Raw genomic sequence first — 14,526 nt, 5'->3', positions numbered from 1 at the left:
CTGCTCCTCCCCCCCCCCCACCCCCGGGGGGGCGGCGCGGCGTCCCCGCGCCCCCGCCACAGGGCCTTTCCGGAACCGCTCGGCTACGAGACGAAGCCGCGGGTGATGTGCGTGCCGGAGCCGTCGTCGGCGGCCTGGTAGCCGGACTCCCCGACGCAGTCGCTGTACTCGTAGTCGGCCCTGGACGTGCCGCCCAGACCGCCCGCGTCGGTGGTGGTCGGACCACCGAACACGGCGTCGGTCCTGGGCATCTGCGCGCAGCTGGGAATGCCGGCGTAGTACTCGACGAACCCGCCCTGGGAGCCTTGCAGGTTCCCGCTGCCGGCCGGCAGGGTGTACGAGCCGATGTGCGTGGACACGCCGGTGACCGTGTCGGTGGCGGTCCCGGTCCAGGTGTCGGAGCCGGACTTGACCACCTTGAGCGCGTACTGGTGGCCGTACACCCCGTCGAACTCGACGGCGCAGCTGACACCCGCGCCGCCGTCGGCTCCGTCGCTGCAGTTCGGGTCCGACGTGGTGGTGCCGGCGTTGAAGCTGGAGAAGACGCCGTGCAGCCGCTCGTGGCCGCCGCTGTCGGCACGCGGCTGAAGGCCGGTGTAGCCGACGTCGGGGGCGTTGGTGAAGCCGAACTGCTGCGCGAAGTACGTGCCGGACTGGTGGGCGGTCGCGGGGTTGACCGTGAACGGGAAGGTGATGTTGGTCAGCCCGGACGCGGGGGTGCCCGGGATCGACCAGCTCACCGCCACGTTGCCGCCGCCGACCGAGGCCGACGCCATCTGCGGTACCGCCATCACCATCGCTGCCGCGGCGCCCACTAAGGCGCACCGGCGAAGAGTCGTCGCTGTCGATGCCATGTCTGTTCCCCTTGTCTGGGTGGGGGGTGGGGTGGGTGTGCTGGTGTGCTACCGGCGGGCCGCGGTCAGCGTGAGGGTCTGCTCCGCGGCACTCCGGTGACCGCCGACGGCGCTACCGGTGTGGTCGGTCCAACTGCGGGCCGGGGTGGTCTCGGTGCCGCGCCGGGGGTCGGCGGACAGTCCGAGCACCAGGCCGCTGTACCGGTTGACCAGCCGGAAGGTGCCGGTCTTCGCCCCGTGGGCGGACGTGCCGGGGATGACGAACCACTGCTGCCCGACGGTGGGTCCGCCGGCGCCGAGCGGGGTGACGGTCGGCTTGGTCCCCCAGGCGCGGGTGGCCGTGGAGGTGGTGGGGACGCCGAGCGCCTGGCCGGTGGCGGCGTTGGTGATCCGGTAGGAGCCGTCGCCGTTCGCGGTGAACTTCCATGCCTGCGCGGCCGATCGGGCCGCGGCGGGCCGGGCGGTGGCGGCGTGCGCGCCGCGGGACTGGGCGAGCACCCTCCCCGCGCCGCTCGCGATCGTGTAGGACCGGTCCGAGACGACCGGGGCCGCGGCGGACTCGGCCGCGTCGATCGTCACGTCGGCGTACTGCCCGTCGGAGCCGTCCGCGCAGGCGATGGAGCAGTACGCGCGGAAGGTCTTGCCGACGATGGTGGAGCTGGTCTTGTTGGCGCCGTCCAGCATCCAGCGGTACCACGACGCGGTGGTGTACCCGCCGGTGTCGCCGAGCAGGGTCCACTTCTGCGTGGCCAGGTCGGCGGTGGCGTAGAACTGCTGGGGCGCGTTCCCGCTCTGGTCGACCGCCTGCGGCTCGCCGATGTAGAGGCCGAGGTAGGCGTCGTAGGAGACGTCCATCACGAACAGCGGTGAGGTGGGCGGCGCGGTGCCGGCCGCGACCTGCTGCTCGACGGTTCCGGGGGTGGCCGGGTCGTACTCCGCCGACGGGGCCGTGTAGCCGGTGTCACCGGGCGAGTCGACCGGCACGATGTTGCTTTCCTTGCCGCCCGTGCCGGGCTGCGACCAGGAGCCGTCGTACCACTTCTGCCAGGAGTCGGGCGCCATCTTCGCCGAGATCGGGGCGCGGGCCACGTGCTCGTAGAACGCCTTCCAGCTGCCGTTCTTGTCCACCGCGCGGGAGCCGTAGTAGACGTAGAAGTACCCCGAGGCGGTGTCGACGAACAGCCGCTGGTCACCGTCGCCGTAGTAGTAGCTCTGCTGCGGGAACGCCGTGCTGTCGCCGCGGGTGGTGCTGTACGGCGAGGTCAGCGCGTGGCCCTTGATGGTCCACGTCCTGCCCTGGTCGGTGGACTCCGCGTAGTCGATCGCGTCATAGTGGATGCCGTCGCCGAAGGGCTGCGGGGTGAACTCGTTGTGCACCAGCCCGTACCAGTTGCCGGTGTCCGGGTCGACCCATGTGCCCACCAGGTCGCAGAAGTTGCGCTGGGTGTAGCCGGAGCCGGCCGGGGCGTTGGTGGCCGTCTTGCCGGTGGGGCTGTTGTCACAGCGCCAGGTGGTGTCGTTGTTGCGGTCCTGCGGGTTGGCCGGGTTCACCGCGTCGCTGATCGCGCTGGAGCGGGTCGCGGTCTCCAGGTTCGTGCCGGTGAAGAAGTCCCAGTACCGCGGCCCGGTCGGGCCGTACTCGCCGTCGGACTGCTGGAAGTAGTAGGTGCCGTCCTTGTCGATGTACGAACTGGCCGGGGTGTCGGTGGGGTAGGCGAAGGTGCCCTTCGACCCGACGGAGACCGTGTAGCCGGTGGTGGCCGCCGGAGCCGCCGTCGCGGTCGAGGCGGCTGACGCGCCGGCGCCGACCACGGCCATGGCCGCGGCCAGCAGCGCCACGGCCAGTCTTTTTCGGGGGTGTGCCATGCCAGTCCTTCGTCTCGGGGGGTGGGCCGTCGGGCGGGCCTGGACGGCCGCGCGCGGACGGCGGGCGTGCGCGAAGTTGCCCGGAACCCTAGTCCGTTGGCATCGATAACACTAGAGCTGCCGCCCCACGAGTACACAGAAGTTACGGCCCCACGGCCTGCGCTCCTCCGCGATCGGCTTGCCGCTCACCGGAGTTGGTGACGTTCCCCCACGTTCGCCGCCGGTCGGCGGGCGCGCGCGGGGAAGCGGCACCGGCGACCGCACCCGGCCGACGACCGCGCCCGACAACGGGATTGGCATCGATAACACCCGAGCGTGCGACCACGGGCACGGCCGGTGGCCCGGCGCGCTGGTGTGCGCGCCGGGCCACCGAGGCCGCCGGAGCGGCCGATGCTTCGCTCGATCCGGTCAGCCGGAACCGGGCTCCCCGGACTCCTCGGACTCCTCGGGTTCCTCCGGCCGGGTGCGGGCGGCGCCGGGGTCCGCGGGCAGGCCCACCTCCCGCCGGTCCTCCTCGGTCTGCTCCTGGAGTTCCGCCTCGTCGGGCCGTTCGGGCATGCCGCGCCCGTGTCCGGTCTCCGGGTTTCCCTCGACGGCCTTGTTCGACTTGTGGTGATGCGCCATGGTGGCCTCGCCCCGCTCTCAGGATGCGTTGTCGTCCGCGGTGCCGTCGCCGGCGTCGGCCGGCTTCGGGCGGACCGTGCAGTGCAGCGAGTTGTCCTCGACGTCGGCGACGATGGTGTCGCCCGGGTCCGCCTCGCCGCCGAGCAGCAGGGACGCGATCCGGTTGTCGGGTTCCGCCTGGATCGTGCGCCGCAGCGGGCGGGCGCCGAACTCCGGCTGGTGCCCGTGCGCGACCAGGGGTTTCTTCGCGCTCTCCGTGACCTCCGGCGTCATGCCCTGCGCGCGCACGCGGTGCTTGCTCAGGTCCGGCGGATGGTCCACGACCCGCGCCAGGTCGTCCTCGGTGAGGCTGTGGAAGAGGATGATGTCGTCGCTGCGGTTGAGGGACTCGGGCAGGAAGCGCCCCCGCGGGTCCGCCATCAACTCGTCCTTGATCTCGGCCACGTCACCCTGGTGGGCGATGATCCGCTGGGCGCCGATGCCGGACGTCATGATGACCACGCAGTGCCGGAAGTCGACCGTGCGGCCCTGGGAGTCGGTCAGGCGCCCGTCGTCGAGGATCTGCGGCAGCGCGTTGAAGACGTCGCGGTGCGCCTTCTCCACCTCGTCGAAGAGCACCACGCAGTACGGCTGGCGGCGCGTCTTCCCGGTGAGCCGGCCCGCCTCCTCGTAGCCGACGTATCCGGGCGGGGCGCCGACCAGCTGCGCGGCGTCATCCTCCTCGGCCCTGCGCGCGGCCGAGTTGACCGGTTCGTGGGCGGACTCGCTCAGCAGCCTCCCGATCGGGACCCGCCGCACCGCCGGGGGCGACGAGCCAGGCGACATCCCGACGAAGCGGTTCAGCAGATCGCTGAAGGGATCGGACGAGCCGAATCCCGGACCGGGCGACATCGACATGGCTACTCCTCCGACGGAGGGACACTCTCACTGAAACGCGATACCCCGCCGCTCGCAAGCCGGGCGGAAAGCGGGACCCACCTCCTGCCGTATGGCGTAGGGAAAATGCCTGACGCCGAAGGGAATTACGCCGTGCCCAATCCATTCGGCGTAAGTAAGGAATGCCCCTACACCCGATCGGCGCCGCCCGCAAACGCGGGAAGCGGATACGCTCGGCGCTCGCGTGGCGGGTCACCTGGCGTGGACGGCCGCCCCGGCATAGCTTCGTGCAATGCGCCGGGAACCGGCCGCGCCCGGCACGCATCCATGCCGGGCCCGGCGAGGATCTGCGACGCCCGCGACGGCGGAAGGATGCCAGCCATGAGCCCCGTGAGCCCCTCGGACAAAGCCGGCGCGGGCGGCGAGGACCACCAGCCGGAACCCCGGGTGGGGGCCGCGCCCGAGGACCCGCCGACGTTCCGCCCCTACCACCACCCGGCCGCCGGCTGGGGCGCGGCCCGCAGCGTCAGCCGCGTGCTGATGCGCGATCGGGAACTGGTGGACGGCCCGCGCGCGATCATGCGGATGAACCACGAGAACGGCGGCTTCGACTGTCCCGGCTGCGCCTGGCCCGACGACATCAAGGGCCTACACCTGGACATCTGCGAGAACGGCATCAAGCACGTCACCTGGGAGATGACCCGCAAGCGGGTGGGCCGCGAGTTCTTCGCCGCGCACTCGGTGACGGAGCTGTCGCGGTGGAGCGACTTCGCGCTGGAGGACCAGGGCCGGCTGACCGAGCCGATGGTCTACGACCCCGCGTCGGACCACTACGTCCCGATCCGCTGGAAGGACGCCTTCGAGTTGTTCGGCCGCACCGTGCGGGAGTTGGACGACCCGAACCAGGCCGCGTACTACACCTCGGGCCGGCTCGGCAACGAGGCCACCTTCCTCTACCAGTTGATGGCCCGCGAGCTGGGCACCAACAACCTGCCGGACTGCTCCAACATGTGCCACGAGGCCAGCGGCCGCGCGCTGCAGGCCGCGCTGGGCACCGGCAAGGGAACCGCGGACCTGAAGGACTGGGAGGCCGCGGACGCGCTGTTCATCATGGGCGTCAACGCCGCCTCCAACGCGCCCCGGATGCTCACCGCCCTCGCCGACGCCTACCGCCGAGGCGCGCAGATCGTGCACATCAACCCCCTGGTGGAGGGGGCGGCCACGCGCACCATCGTGCCGCACGAGTTCACGGACATGGCCCTGATGAAGTCCACCCGGACCAGCACCCTGAACCTCCAGCCGCGGATCGGCGGCGACATGGCGCTGCTGCGCGGCATGGCCAAGGCGGTGTTCGCCCACTCCGGGTCCGACCCCAAGGCGCTGGACTCGGAGTTCATCGACCGCCACACCACCGGCTTCGAGGAGTACCGGGCGCTGTGCGAGGCGACCCCCTGGGCGCAGATCGAGGAGCAGTGCGGCCTGTCGCGCGCCGACATCCTCAAGGCGGCCCAGGTCTACCGCGACGCCGACCGCAGCATCTTCAGCTGGTGCCTCGGCGTCACCCAGCACGAACACGGCGTGGACACCGTCCGGGAGATCGTCAACCTCCTCCTGCTGCGCGGGAACCTGGGGCGGGAGGGCGCCGGGCCCTCGCCGGTGCGCGGGCACAGCAACGTGCAGGGCAACCGGACCTGCGGCATCGACCACCGCCCCACCGACGTGTTCCTGGACCGCCTCGCCGCGGCCTGCGGCATCCAGCCGCCCCGCGCGCACGGCCTGGACACCGTCCGCACCATCGAGGCGATGCACCGCGGCGACGTCAAGGTCTTCGTCGGCATGGGCGGCAACTTCGCCATGGCCGCGCCCGACACCCCGTACACCTTCGCGGGGTTGCGCGGCTGCGACCTCACCGTCCAGGTCAGCACCAAGCTGAACCGCAGCCACCTGGTGCACGGCCGCCAGGCGCTGATCCTGCCGTGCCTGGGCCGTACCGAGAAGGACCACCAGGCCGGCGGCGTGCAGAGCACGTCGGTCGAGGACTCGATGAGCATGGTGCACCTGTCGGTCGGCATGAAACGCCCCGCGTCGCCGCACCTGCTCTCCGAACCCGCCATCGTCGCCGGCCTGGCCCGCGCCGCCCTGCCGGACAGCGCCACCGCGTGGGAGTGGTACGTCGAGGACTACGACCGGGTGCGCGACACCATGGCCCAGGTCCTCGACGGCTTCGAGGACTTCAACCGCCGGGTGCGGCTGCCGCTGGGCTTCCGGATCAAGCAGCCCGCCCGGGAGCTGGTCTTCCTCACCGAGTCCGGGCGCGCGGAGTTCTCGGCCGCGCCGCTGCCCGACGTCCGGCCCGCGCCCGGCACCCTGGTGCTGGGCACCCTGCGCTCCCACGACCAGTGGAACACCACGATCTACTCCGACGACGACCGCTACCGGGGTATCAGGAACCTGCGCACGCTGGTCTTCATGAACCGGGACGACATGCGCGAGCGCGGCCTCGCCGAGTTCGACCCGGTCGACATCGTCAGCACCGCCAAGGACGGCACCACCCGCCGCCTCGACGGCTACCTGGCCATCCCGTACGACATCCCGCGCGGCTGCGCGGCGGGCTACATGCCCGAGATGAACGTCCTGTGCGCGATCGGTGACCACAGCACCCAGAGCGACCAGCCGATCATGAAGCACCTCAAGGTCACCATCGACCGCCACGCGCGAACGGAGGCCGCACGATGACCGATCCGGTCTGGAAGAACGACCCGGAGGAGCACGACTTCCCGGCGGCCGTCGACTTCCTCGAACTGCTCGTCACGCCCGCGCAGGCCCAGGAGGCCGTGCGGCGGCTCCAAGCGGCCACCACCACCTCCAGGAAGGCGAAGGACATCCTGCGCGCCTCGGGCCTGGAGCTGCTGCCGGCGGTGAACCCGCATGTCGCGCACGACATGAAGAAGGCGGTCACCGGCGAGAAGCTGTCGCCGGTACTGCTGATCCGCGGGCAGCCGCTGGTGATCGCCGACGGCTACCATCGGGTCTGCGCCATCCACTACCTCTCGGAGGACCTCGAAGTCCCCTGCCGCCTGGTCTGAGCGCCTGGGCAACGGGACTTCGTGGGTGCGGATGCCCGGCCCGGAGTCCTGGCGCGCGCGTTGCCGGGGGGACCGCGAGGAAGGCAGCGCACGTTTCATGACCTCGTCGTGGGGGGACCGGCCCGGCCTGGACGCCGAGCCGGCGGAAGTCGCGGAAGTCGCTGACGCCGCGGAAGTCGCTCAAGTCGCGGAAGCCGCCGAACCGGGCCGGTGGGCGGCTCTGTGGGAACGGGCGACCCTGTCCGGGCGGACCGGCCTGGACGTCCGGAGCCGGCGGGAGGCGCTGGGCCGGGTGCTGGGCGAGCTGCGGGAGGACAACCTCGGCGACCGCGCCGCCGCGATGACCTACTACGCGGTGCTGTCCCTCGTGCCGGCGCTGCTGGTGTTCATCGCCGTGCTCGGCGAGATCGGCCCCTCCGCGACGGACCTCCTCATCCGCGACGTCCACCACCTCGCCCCCGGCCCCGCCCGCGACCTGCTCACCCACGCGCTCACCCACCTCCAGCGGCAGCACGTCGCCGCGGGCACCGTGGGACTGCTCACCATGCTGTGGTCGGCGTCCGGCTACACCGCCGCGTTCATCCGCGCGATGAACGCCGTCTACGACGTCCCCGAGGGCCGCCCGCTGACGTTCCTCCTCCCGCTGCGGCTCGGCCTCACCGTGCTGGTGCTGGTGCTGATGGCGGTGTTCGCCGCGCTGGCCGTCCTCAGCGGCAGGCTGGCCGGCCGCGTCGGCACCGACCTCGGCGCGGGCCACACCACCACGGCGGTGTGGCAGTGGGGCAAGTGGCCCCTGGCGCTGGCCCTGCTCAGCCTGCTCTTCGCGCTGCTGTACTGGGCGGCCCCCAACGCCCGGCAGCGCTTCCGCTGGGGCACCCTGGGCGGCCTCGTCGCGGTCGTGGTGTGGGTGGTCGCCTCGGTCGGCTTCGAGGTGTACGCCGCCCACTTCGCCTCCTACGACCGCGTCTACGGCAGCCTGGGGGCCGTCATCACCTTCCTGGTCTGGCTGTGGCTGTCCAACCTCGCGATCCTGCTGGGCGCCGAGATCAACGCCGAACTCGACCGGCAGCGCGCCATCGCGGACGGCCACCCCGCCGGCCAGGAGCCGTACATGCCGCTGCGCAGCGCCCACAAGCTCCACAGCGACGCGCTCTGACGGCGCCGCGGCGGGCGGTTCCGGACCGGGTCCGCGACATCGCGACGGCTGCCCCGCGGGGCGGAGCCGATGGCCCCCGGCGCCGCCCGCGACCGTAGGTGTCGAAGCCGCGCCCGGAGCGGATGGGGAGGGGGCCGACCCCGGCCCGAGCCCGCGGGGACGTGGTTGCGCGTCCGATCCGCGGGGGGTCCGTCAGCGTCGCGTCAGGGGCGCGGCCCGCGGCGTCAAGTCCGCGTCAGCGGGCGGGGGTCCGCCGGGTCGGCGGGCATAGCGTCGACGAGGCGTCCACGGCACGTCGCCCGGACGCGATCGACGCACTGCACCTGGAGGCAACTGTGGCCGCGACCTTGCACCCGGAGGACCCCGAGCCCTGCGAACCCTTCCCGGCCGGACCTCTCTTCGTCCCCGTCCGGCCGGGACCCGGCGGCTGCACCGCGCGGTTCTTCCGGACCCCGCTGGGCACCCGCACCGCGGTCGGCTTCACCTCCCCGGAGCGGCTGTCGGCCGCGCTGGGCGCCGGGCAGAGCTGGATCAGGCTCTCCGCGCCGGCGCTGCGGGCGCTCGCCGAACCGCTGGGCGTCGCGGCCCTGACCGTCGACCCGCGGTTCTCGGCGCCGGCCCCGGCGGCCCATGCCCCGGCCGCCACACCCACGCCCACGCCTGCTCCCGCGCCTGTCCCCACGCCTGCCCTCGCGCCCTCGGCGCGCGACTGGGACCCGCGGCACCTCGGTGCCCTGCGGGCGATCGGCTGAGGGGGCGCCGCGTGCACGCCTCTCCCCCGGCCACCCTGTCCGCGGCGCCCGCCGGCGCCCCGGCGCCCGCGGTGTGGCCCGCCTCCACCCTCCTCTCCGCCACCAGCGGCGAAGGCACCGGCGACGAAGGCAGTGGCGACCGTGACATCACGGTCGGCGGGGTCTCCCTCGTCGAGGCCGCCGACCGGTTCGGCACCCCGCTCTACGTCCTCGACGAGGCCGAGGTCCGCGACCGCTGCCGCGCCTACCGCGCGGCCTTCCCCGACGCCGACATCCTCTACGCGGCGAAGGCGTTCCTGTGCCGCGCCGTCGCCCGGTGGGTGACGGAGGAGGGCCTGGGACTCGACGTGTGCTCGGCCGGCGAACTCGGCCTGGCCTTCGCCGCGGGCGTCCCCGCCGAGCGGATCGTGCTGCACGGCAACGCCAAGAGCCCGGAGGACCTGCACACCGCCGTCCGCCTCGGCGTCGGGCTGATCGTCCTCGACGGCATGTCCGAGATCGCCCGGCTGGCCGCCATCGTCCCGCCCACCGACCGGCAGCAGGTCATGGTGCGGGTCGCACCGGGCGTCCAGGCCGGCGGCCACCCCGCGGTCCGCACCGGCACCGACGACCAGAAGTTCGGCCTGTCGATCACCGACGGCTCCGCGCAGCACGCCGTCGAACGGATCATCGGCCAGCCGCGCCTCGAACTCGTCGGCCTGCACTGCCACATCGGCTCGCAGATCCCCGCGGCCGGCCCGTACGTCGCCGCGGTCCGCCGGATGGTCGGGCTGATGGCGCGGATACACCGGCGGCACGGCCTGGCGCTGGGCCGGCTGGACATCGGCGGCGGCCACGCCATCGCCTACCGCCCCGGCGAGCAGCCGCTCGACCCGCGCGCCCTGGCCGACCGGGTCCGTGCCGAACTCGCGGCCGGCTGCGCGCGGGCGGGGCTGCCCGTCCCCCGCCTCACCCTGGAACCCGGGCGCGCCATCGTCGGCCCGGCCGGGGTGGCCGTCTACCGGGTGCTGTCGGTCAAACGGACCCCGGGCCGCACCTTCGTGGCCGTCGACGGCGGCATGGGCGACAACCCCCGGCCGGCGCTGTACGGGGTGCGGTACGCGCCCCGGCTCGTCGGGCGCCGCTCCACCGCGGCGCCGGCCCCGGCCACGGTGGTGGGCCGGCACTGCGAGGCGGGCGACATCCTCGCCGACCGGGTGCCGCTGCCCGGCGACGTCCGCCCGGGCGACCTCGTCGCGGTGCCCGCCGCCGGCGCCTACCACCTCTCCATGGCGTCGGACTACAACCTGGTCGGCCGCCCGCCGGTGATCGCGGTCAGGGACGGCGCGGCGCGGGTGCTCGTACGCCGGGAGTCGCTGGCCGACATGAGCCTGCGGGACGTCGGGCTGTGACACGGGGGCGCGGGGGCCGTGACGTCTTTGACCCGGCCCCCGCGCCCGACCACAGTGGTGGCCATGCGCGACACGGATCACCGGACCTGGCGGGCGGCGGGCGTGCTCGCCGCGGTCGCCGCGCTCCTCGCGGGGTGCGGCGGCGGAAGCGGCGACGGCACCCCGCGGGCGGCACACGCGGCCCCCTCGGGCGCCGCGACCTCCTCGGCGACTCCCTCCGCGACCCCCTCCGCGGGCGATGCGCAGGACGCCGGGGCGCGCCGGTCGTTCGCGGAGCTGGAACGGCGCTTCCACGCCCACCTCGGCCTGTACGCACTCGACACCGGGTCGGGCCGCAGCGTCGCGTACCAGGCGGACCGGCGGTTCGCGCACTGCTCGACGATCAAGGTGCTCGCCGCCGGGACGCTGTTGAAGCGGGCCGGCGACGCCGAACTCGACCGCGTGGTCACGTACCCGTCGTCGGCCCTGGTGCCGTACTCGCCGATCACGTCGAAGCACGCCGGGCAGGGCAAGGGCATGACGCTGCGGGCGATCATGGCGGCCGCGCTGCGGTACAGCGACAACACCGCGGAGAACCTGATGCTCGACCGGCTGGGCGGCCCCGCCGGGCTGCAGGAGGCGGTACGCGCCATGGGGGACGCGGTCACCCACGTCGACCGGCCCGAGCCGGCGCTCAACGACGCCGTGCCCGGGGACACCCGCGACACCAGCACCGCCCGCGCGCTCGGCACGGACCTGCGGTCCCTGCTGCTCGGCGGCGCGCTGCCGACCGGCCGCCGCGCGCTGCTCACCGACCTGATGGTGCGCAACACCACCGGCGGCCCGTACGTGCGGGCCGGGGCGCCCTCGGGGTGGAAGGTCGCCGACAAGACGGGCAGCGGGGACTACGGCACCCGCAACGACATCGCGGTCCTCTGGCCCCCGCACGGCGCGCCCGTCGTCATCAGCGTGCTGACCGACCGCGGCACCCCCGACGCCGAGTCCGCCGACCCGCTGATCGCGAACGCCACCACCGCCGCCCTCACCGCGCTGGGGCGCTAGGCGGTGGTTTTGGAAGTCCCTCCCCCTCCCTTCGGCGGGGGAGGTGCCCCCATCCCGTGGCGGCTGGCACGCACGCTCGCTTCGTTGCCGGGCTGGTCCGAGTAGGCCCCCTGCGAGGACAACCCTCCGCCTTGCGATCTGGGGGCACCTCCCACGCCGCAGGCTGTGGGGGAGCACCAGACGCCACGGGCCCCGCCCTTCGGGCGGACGGCGCTCCTTCCACCACACGGCCCGGACCCACGTCCGGCTCCCCCGCCGCTTTCGGCGTGGGAGCACCCTGGCCGCGAGCGACGGGGACGGACGTTCGGGACGGCCCGGCCGACACGGGCGGCGTCGGCGCCCTGGCTGCGTGGGAGTGGGCGGGCGGGGGTCAGTCGAGGGTTGCCACGGCCGGTGCCAGCTCCTCCAGTGCCGCGACGCCGTCCGCGAACTCCCCGCCGGGCTGGAGCATGAGCACCACGTGGTCCGCGCCGGCGGCGAGGTGGCGGCGGGCGGTGGCCGCGATCGCGTCGGGGTCGCCGTGGCCGACGAGCGCGTCGACCAGTTCGTCGTCCGGCTCCCGGTCGCCGGGTACCGCGAGGCCGATCTGGGCGGCGATCGCCGCGAAGGAGGGCCGGGCGAGCAGGGCGGCCGTCATCTCCCGGGCCCCCGTCCGCGCCCGCTCCCGGTCCTGGTCCGGCACCACGGTCATCCCGACGACCAGCAGCTTGTCCGGGCCGAGCAGCTCCCGGGTGTACGCCGTGTACTGCGGGGGCACCCCGGCCGGCAACGCCCCGTCGGACGCCTCGCCGGCCAGCGCCAGCATCTTCGGCCCGTTCGCGCCGACGATCCGGAGGTAGTCCGCGGCGGGCGCGGGCGGCTGGGTCGGGCCGTCCATCCGGTCGAGGTAGTCACGCATCGTGGCCAGCGGGCTGCCGAAGGCGCGGCCGGCGGCCTCCGCCTGCTGCGGGTAGCCGCCCCCGACACCGAGCACGAACCGCCCCGGGTACGCCTCGGCCAGTTGGGACGCGGCCGCGTGCAGGGTCTGCGGCGACCGGGCCCAGATGTTCGCGATGCTCGTGCCGATCACCAGCTGCCGGGTGGCGGCCAGCAGCATCGACGCCTGGACCAGGGCGTCCTTGCCGCCGACCACCTCGTTGGTCCACGCGGTGCGGTATCCGGCCTGCTCCAGCCGCCCGGCGCCCGCGCGCTGGACGTCGATGGGCGGCAGGCCGGTGAACGACACCGGGAGCACCACGCCGACCGGTCCGAGCGCCGCGCGCACCGCGGCGACCAGGCCGGCACGCCCGCCCGCCCCCGCGGTCTCCCCCTCGGTCCCGGCGCGCTCCGTGCTCTCGGTGCTCTCGTCGCCCATGGTGATCCTTCCTCGCTGTCCCGGCGGCGGCCTCGCCGGCCGACGCTTCCCACCCTGGAGAGAGCACACGCCCCGTGTCCAATGATCGTTTCGCAACGCGTGTCGCGGTCCGCGCAACGCCCCAGGCCACCGGGCCCGGCGTCGGCGAAACCGGAAGAACGGCCCACTTCGGCCGGGGAGCAGGGGAGGCCGGGGAGCAGGGGAGCCGGCCCGCGCGCCCTCGGTGCCGCCGGGAGCCCGGCCTCCGAGGCCGCCCCCCGCCCACCCGCCTGGTGACGGTGGCGCTTCGGGGGCCGAGCCCCTGTCACGGCGGCGCGGAACCCCGTTTCTCCGGGTAATGGGCGAGCGCCGGAAAAGGGGCCGGAATTCTCCACGGTGCGCGCATATCCGGGTACTTCCCGTGATTGCTGGGTGCCCCCTGTGTGATCCCCTCGGTATGGCCCAGGTCACAAACTAAGCGCGGTAGTACCCGACCCGGCCGCGCGACGGCGCCGTCATGCGGATACGCGCGATCGCCCTTTCCTCACCGAACCCACCTACGGAATTGTCCGTAGATGGGGCCTTTGACCGTTGAATCCGGGACCTCTAACAATTCACTGGTCCCCAACGGAAGAGGTAAACCCGCAATGCAGTTCTCCACGGTCACCAAGAAGCTCCCCGGCGTCTCCTCGTTCAACCGGCTGTCGAAGAAGCACAAGATCACTGCTGCCGGCACCACTGCCGCAGCCGCGGTCCTGCTCGCAGTCGTGGGCGTGGAAGCGACCGCCGGGGCTGGAGCGGCGACCGCGGCGAGCGACGCCACCACCGGGTTCAGCGTCTCCGCCGGTCAGCCGGTGAAGCAGATCAGCGCCCAGTCCAGCCTCGCCCCGCAGAAGGCCGTACCGGCCGCCGCGCAGCAGAAGGTCAACCTGGTCCCGGTCGCCGACAAGAGCGCGACCGACACCGCGCAGAAGGCCGCAGCCGCCAAGGCCGCAGCCGTGAAGAAGGCAGCCGCCGAGAAGGCGGCCGCGCAGAAGGCCGCAGCGAAGAAGGCCGCCGAGAAGAAGGCTGCCGCCGCGAAGAAGGCCGCCGCCGCGAAGGCGAAGCCTGCCGCGAAGACCTACGCCAACAACCTGGACGGCTGGATTCGCCAGTCGCTGGACATCATGCACAAGAAGGGCATCCCCGGCACGTACGAGGGCATCCACCGCAACGTCATGCGCGAGTCGAGCGGTAACCCGAAGGCGATCAACCTGTGGGACATCAACGCCCGCAACGGCATCCCCTCGAAGGGCCTGCTGCAGGTGATCAACCCGACCTTCAACGCCTACCACGTGTCCGGCACGTCCTGGAACATCTACAACCCGGTCGCCAACATCACCGCGGCCTGCAACTACGCGGCCGACAAGTACGGCTCCATGGACAACGTGAACTCCGCGTACTGACGATGACGCAGTACCGACGATGACGCGCTGACGCCGGCAGGCACGCGCATCACGCTCGCCCCACGCACGCACGCTCCGAAGGGCGGCGGACCCCACCGGGTC

12 protein-coding genes are annotated in these 14,526 nt (G+C 73.2%); 7 read left to right on the top strand and 5 right to left on the bottom strand.

Annotated features, from left to right (window positions below; all coding sequences use genetic code 11):
- Positions 1–83 precede the first annotated feature (83 nt).
- The 4 genes from AB0399_RS38405 to AB0399_RS38390 all read right to left on the bottom strand — a co-directional run bounded on the left by AB0399_RS38405 (position 84) and on the right by AB0399_RS38390 (position 4,169).
- A complete protein-coding gene (locus tag AB0399_RS38405) occupies positions 84–815 on the bottom strand; it encodes a hypothetical protein (protein ID WP_366414436.1) in 732 nt (243 codons plus the stop codon).
- 87 nt (positions 816–902) lie between these two features.
- Positions 903–2,720 (bottom strand): RICIN domain-containing protein, encoded by a 1,818-nt coding sequence (locus AB0399_RS38400; protein WP_366414435.1) that lies wholly within the window; start codon positions 2,718–2,720, stop codon positions 903–905.
- Positions 2,721–3,128: 408 nt separating this feature from the next.
- Complete coding sequence (locus AB0399_RS38395) at positions 3,129–3,344, bottom strand: hypothetical protein (protein ID WP_366414434.1); 216 nt, start codon at positions 3,342–3,344, stop codon at positions 3,129–3,131.
- A gap of 18 nt (positions 3,345–3,362) precedes the next feature.
- Positions 3,363–4,169 carry an AAA family ATPase gene (locus AB0399_RS38390; RefSeq protein ID WP_366414437.1) on the bottom strand — a complete coding sequence of 269 codons (807 nt, stop codon included), beginning with the start codon at positions 4,167–4,169 and terminating at the stop codon, positions 3,363–3,365.
- Between the two features lie 432 nt (positions 4,170–4,601).
- Here AB0399_RS38390 and AB0399_RS38385 point away from each other — a divergent pair, with 432 nt between their 5' ends.
- The 6 genes from AB0399_RS38385 to bla all read left to right on the top strand — a co-directional run bounded on the left by AB0399_RS38385 (position 4,602) and on the right by bla (position 11,646).
- Complete coding sequence (locus tag AB0399_RS38385; protein ID WP_366414433.1) at positions 4,602–6,956, top strand: FdhF/YdeP family oxidoreductase; 2,355 nt, start codon at positions 4,602–4,604, stop codon at positions 6,954–6,956.
- The gene (locus tag AB0399_RS38380) at positions 6,953–7,306 is read left to right on the top strand and encodes a hypothetical protein (RefSeq protein ID WP_329372296.1); all 354 of its coding nucleotides are present in this window, start codon (positions 6,953–6,955) and stop codon (positions 7,304–7,306) included. Before AB0399_RS38385 ends, AB0399_RS38380 begins: the two co-directional genes overlap by 4 nt.
- A 97-nt stretch (positions 7,307–7,403) precedes the next feature.
- A complete protein-coding gene (locus AB0399_RS38375; RefSeq protein ID WP_366414432.1) occupies positions 7,404–8,462 on the top strand; it encodes a YihY/virulence factor BrkB family protein in 1,059 nt (352 codons plus the stop codon).
- Between the two features lie 335 nt (positions 8,463–8,797).
- Complete coding sequence (locus tag AB0399_RS38370) at positions 8,798–9,214, top strand: SAV_915 family protein (protein WP_366414431.1); 417 nt, start codon at positions 8,798–8,800, stop codon at positions 9,212–9,214.
- An 11-nt stretch (positions 9,215–9,225) separates the two neighbouring features.
- On the top strand, positions 9,226–10,605 hold the full coding sequence (gene lysA, locus AB0399_RS38365) for a diaminopimelate decarboxylase (protein WP_366414430.1): 1,380 nt from the start codon (positions 9,226–9,228) through the stop codon (positions 10,603–10,605).
- Positions 10,606–10,668: 63 nt separating this feature from the next.
- The gene (bla, locus tag AB0399_RS38360; RefSeq protein WP_366414429.1) at positions 10,669–11,646 is read left to right on the top strand and encodes a class A beta-lactamase; all 978 of its coding nucleotides are present in this window, start codon (positions 10,669–10,671) and stop codon (positions 11,644–11,646) included.
- Positions 11,647–12,016: 370 nt separating this feature from the next.
- On the opposite strand, the gene AB0399_RS38355 is transcribed toward bla, so the two are convergent.
- Complete coding sequence (locus tag AB0399_RS38355; RefSeq protein WP_366414428.1) at positions 12,017–13,000, bottom strand: LLM class flavin-dependent oxidoreductase; 984 nt, start codon at positions 12,998–13,000, stop codon at positions 12,017–12,019.
- Between the two features lie 626 nt (positions 13,001–13,626).
- On the opposite strand from AB0399_RS38355, the gene AB0399_RS38350 reads away from it, so the two are divergent.
- Positions 13,627–14,424 carry a transglycosylase SLT domain-containing protein gene (locus AB0399_RS38350; protein WP_329372284.1) on the top strand — a complete coding sequence of 266 codons (798 nt, stop codon included), beginning with the start codon at positions 13,627–13,629 and terminating at the stop codon, positions 14,422–14,424.
- Positions 14,425–14,526 lie beyond the last annotated feature (102 nt).

The organism is Streptomyces sp. NPDC088194 (assembly GCF_040702025.1).
In the GTDB taxonomy this organism is placed as follows: domain Bacteria; phylum Actinomycetota; class Actinomycetes; order Streptomycetales; family Streptomycetaceae; genus Actinacidiphila.
The sequence above is the reverse complement of the archived record's forward strand: the minus strand, read 5'-3'. Positions and strand labels throughout refer to the sequence as shown.

Coding starts and splice junctions, on each gene's coding strand:
- AB0399_RS38400 (WP_366414435.1), bottom strand. CDS start 2,720: ATGGCACACCCCCGAAAAAGACTGGCCGTGGCGCTGCTGGCCGCGGCC.
- AB0399_RS38395 (WP_366414434.1), bottom strand. CDS start 3,344: ATGGCGCATCACCACAAGTCGAACAAGGCCGTCGAGGGAAACCCGGAG.
- AB0399_RS38390 (WP_366414437.1), bottom strand. CDS start 4,169: ATGTCGCCTGGCTCGTCGCCCCCGGCGGTGCGGCGGGTCCCGATCGGG.
- AB0399_RS38385 (WP_366414433.1), top strand. CDS start 4,602: ATGAGCCCCGTGAGCCCCTCGGACAAAGCCGGCGCGGGCGGCGAGGAC.
- AB0399_RS38380 (WP_329372296.1), top strand. CDS start 6,953: ATGACCGATCCGGTCTGGAAGAACGACCCGGAGGAGCACGACTTCCCG.
- AB0399_RS38375 (WP_366414432.1), top strand. CDS start 7,404: ATGACCTCGTCGTGGGGGGACCGGCCCGGCCTGGACGCCGAGCCGGCG.
- bla (WP_366414429.1), top strand. CDS start 10,669: ATGCGCGACACGGATCACCGGACCTGGCGGGCGGCGGGCGTGCTCGCC.
- AB0399_RS38355 (WP_366414428.1), bottom strand. CDS start 13,000: ATGGGCGACGAGAGCACCGAGAGCACGGAGCGCGCCGGGACCGAGGGG.
- AB0399_RS38350 (WP_329372284.1), top strand. CDS start 13,627: ATGCAGTTCTCCACGGTCACCAAGAAGCTCCCCGGCGTCTCCTCGTTC.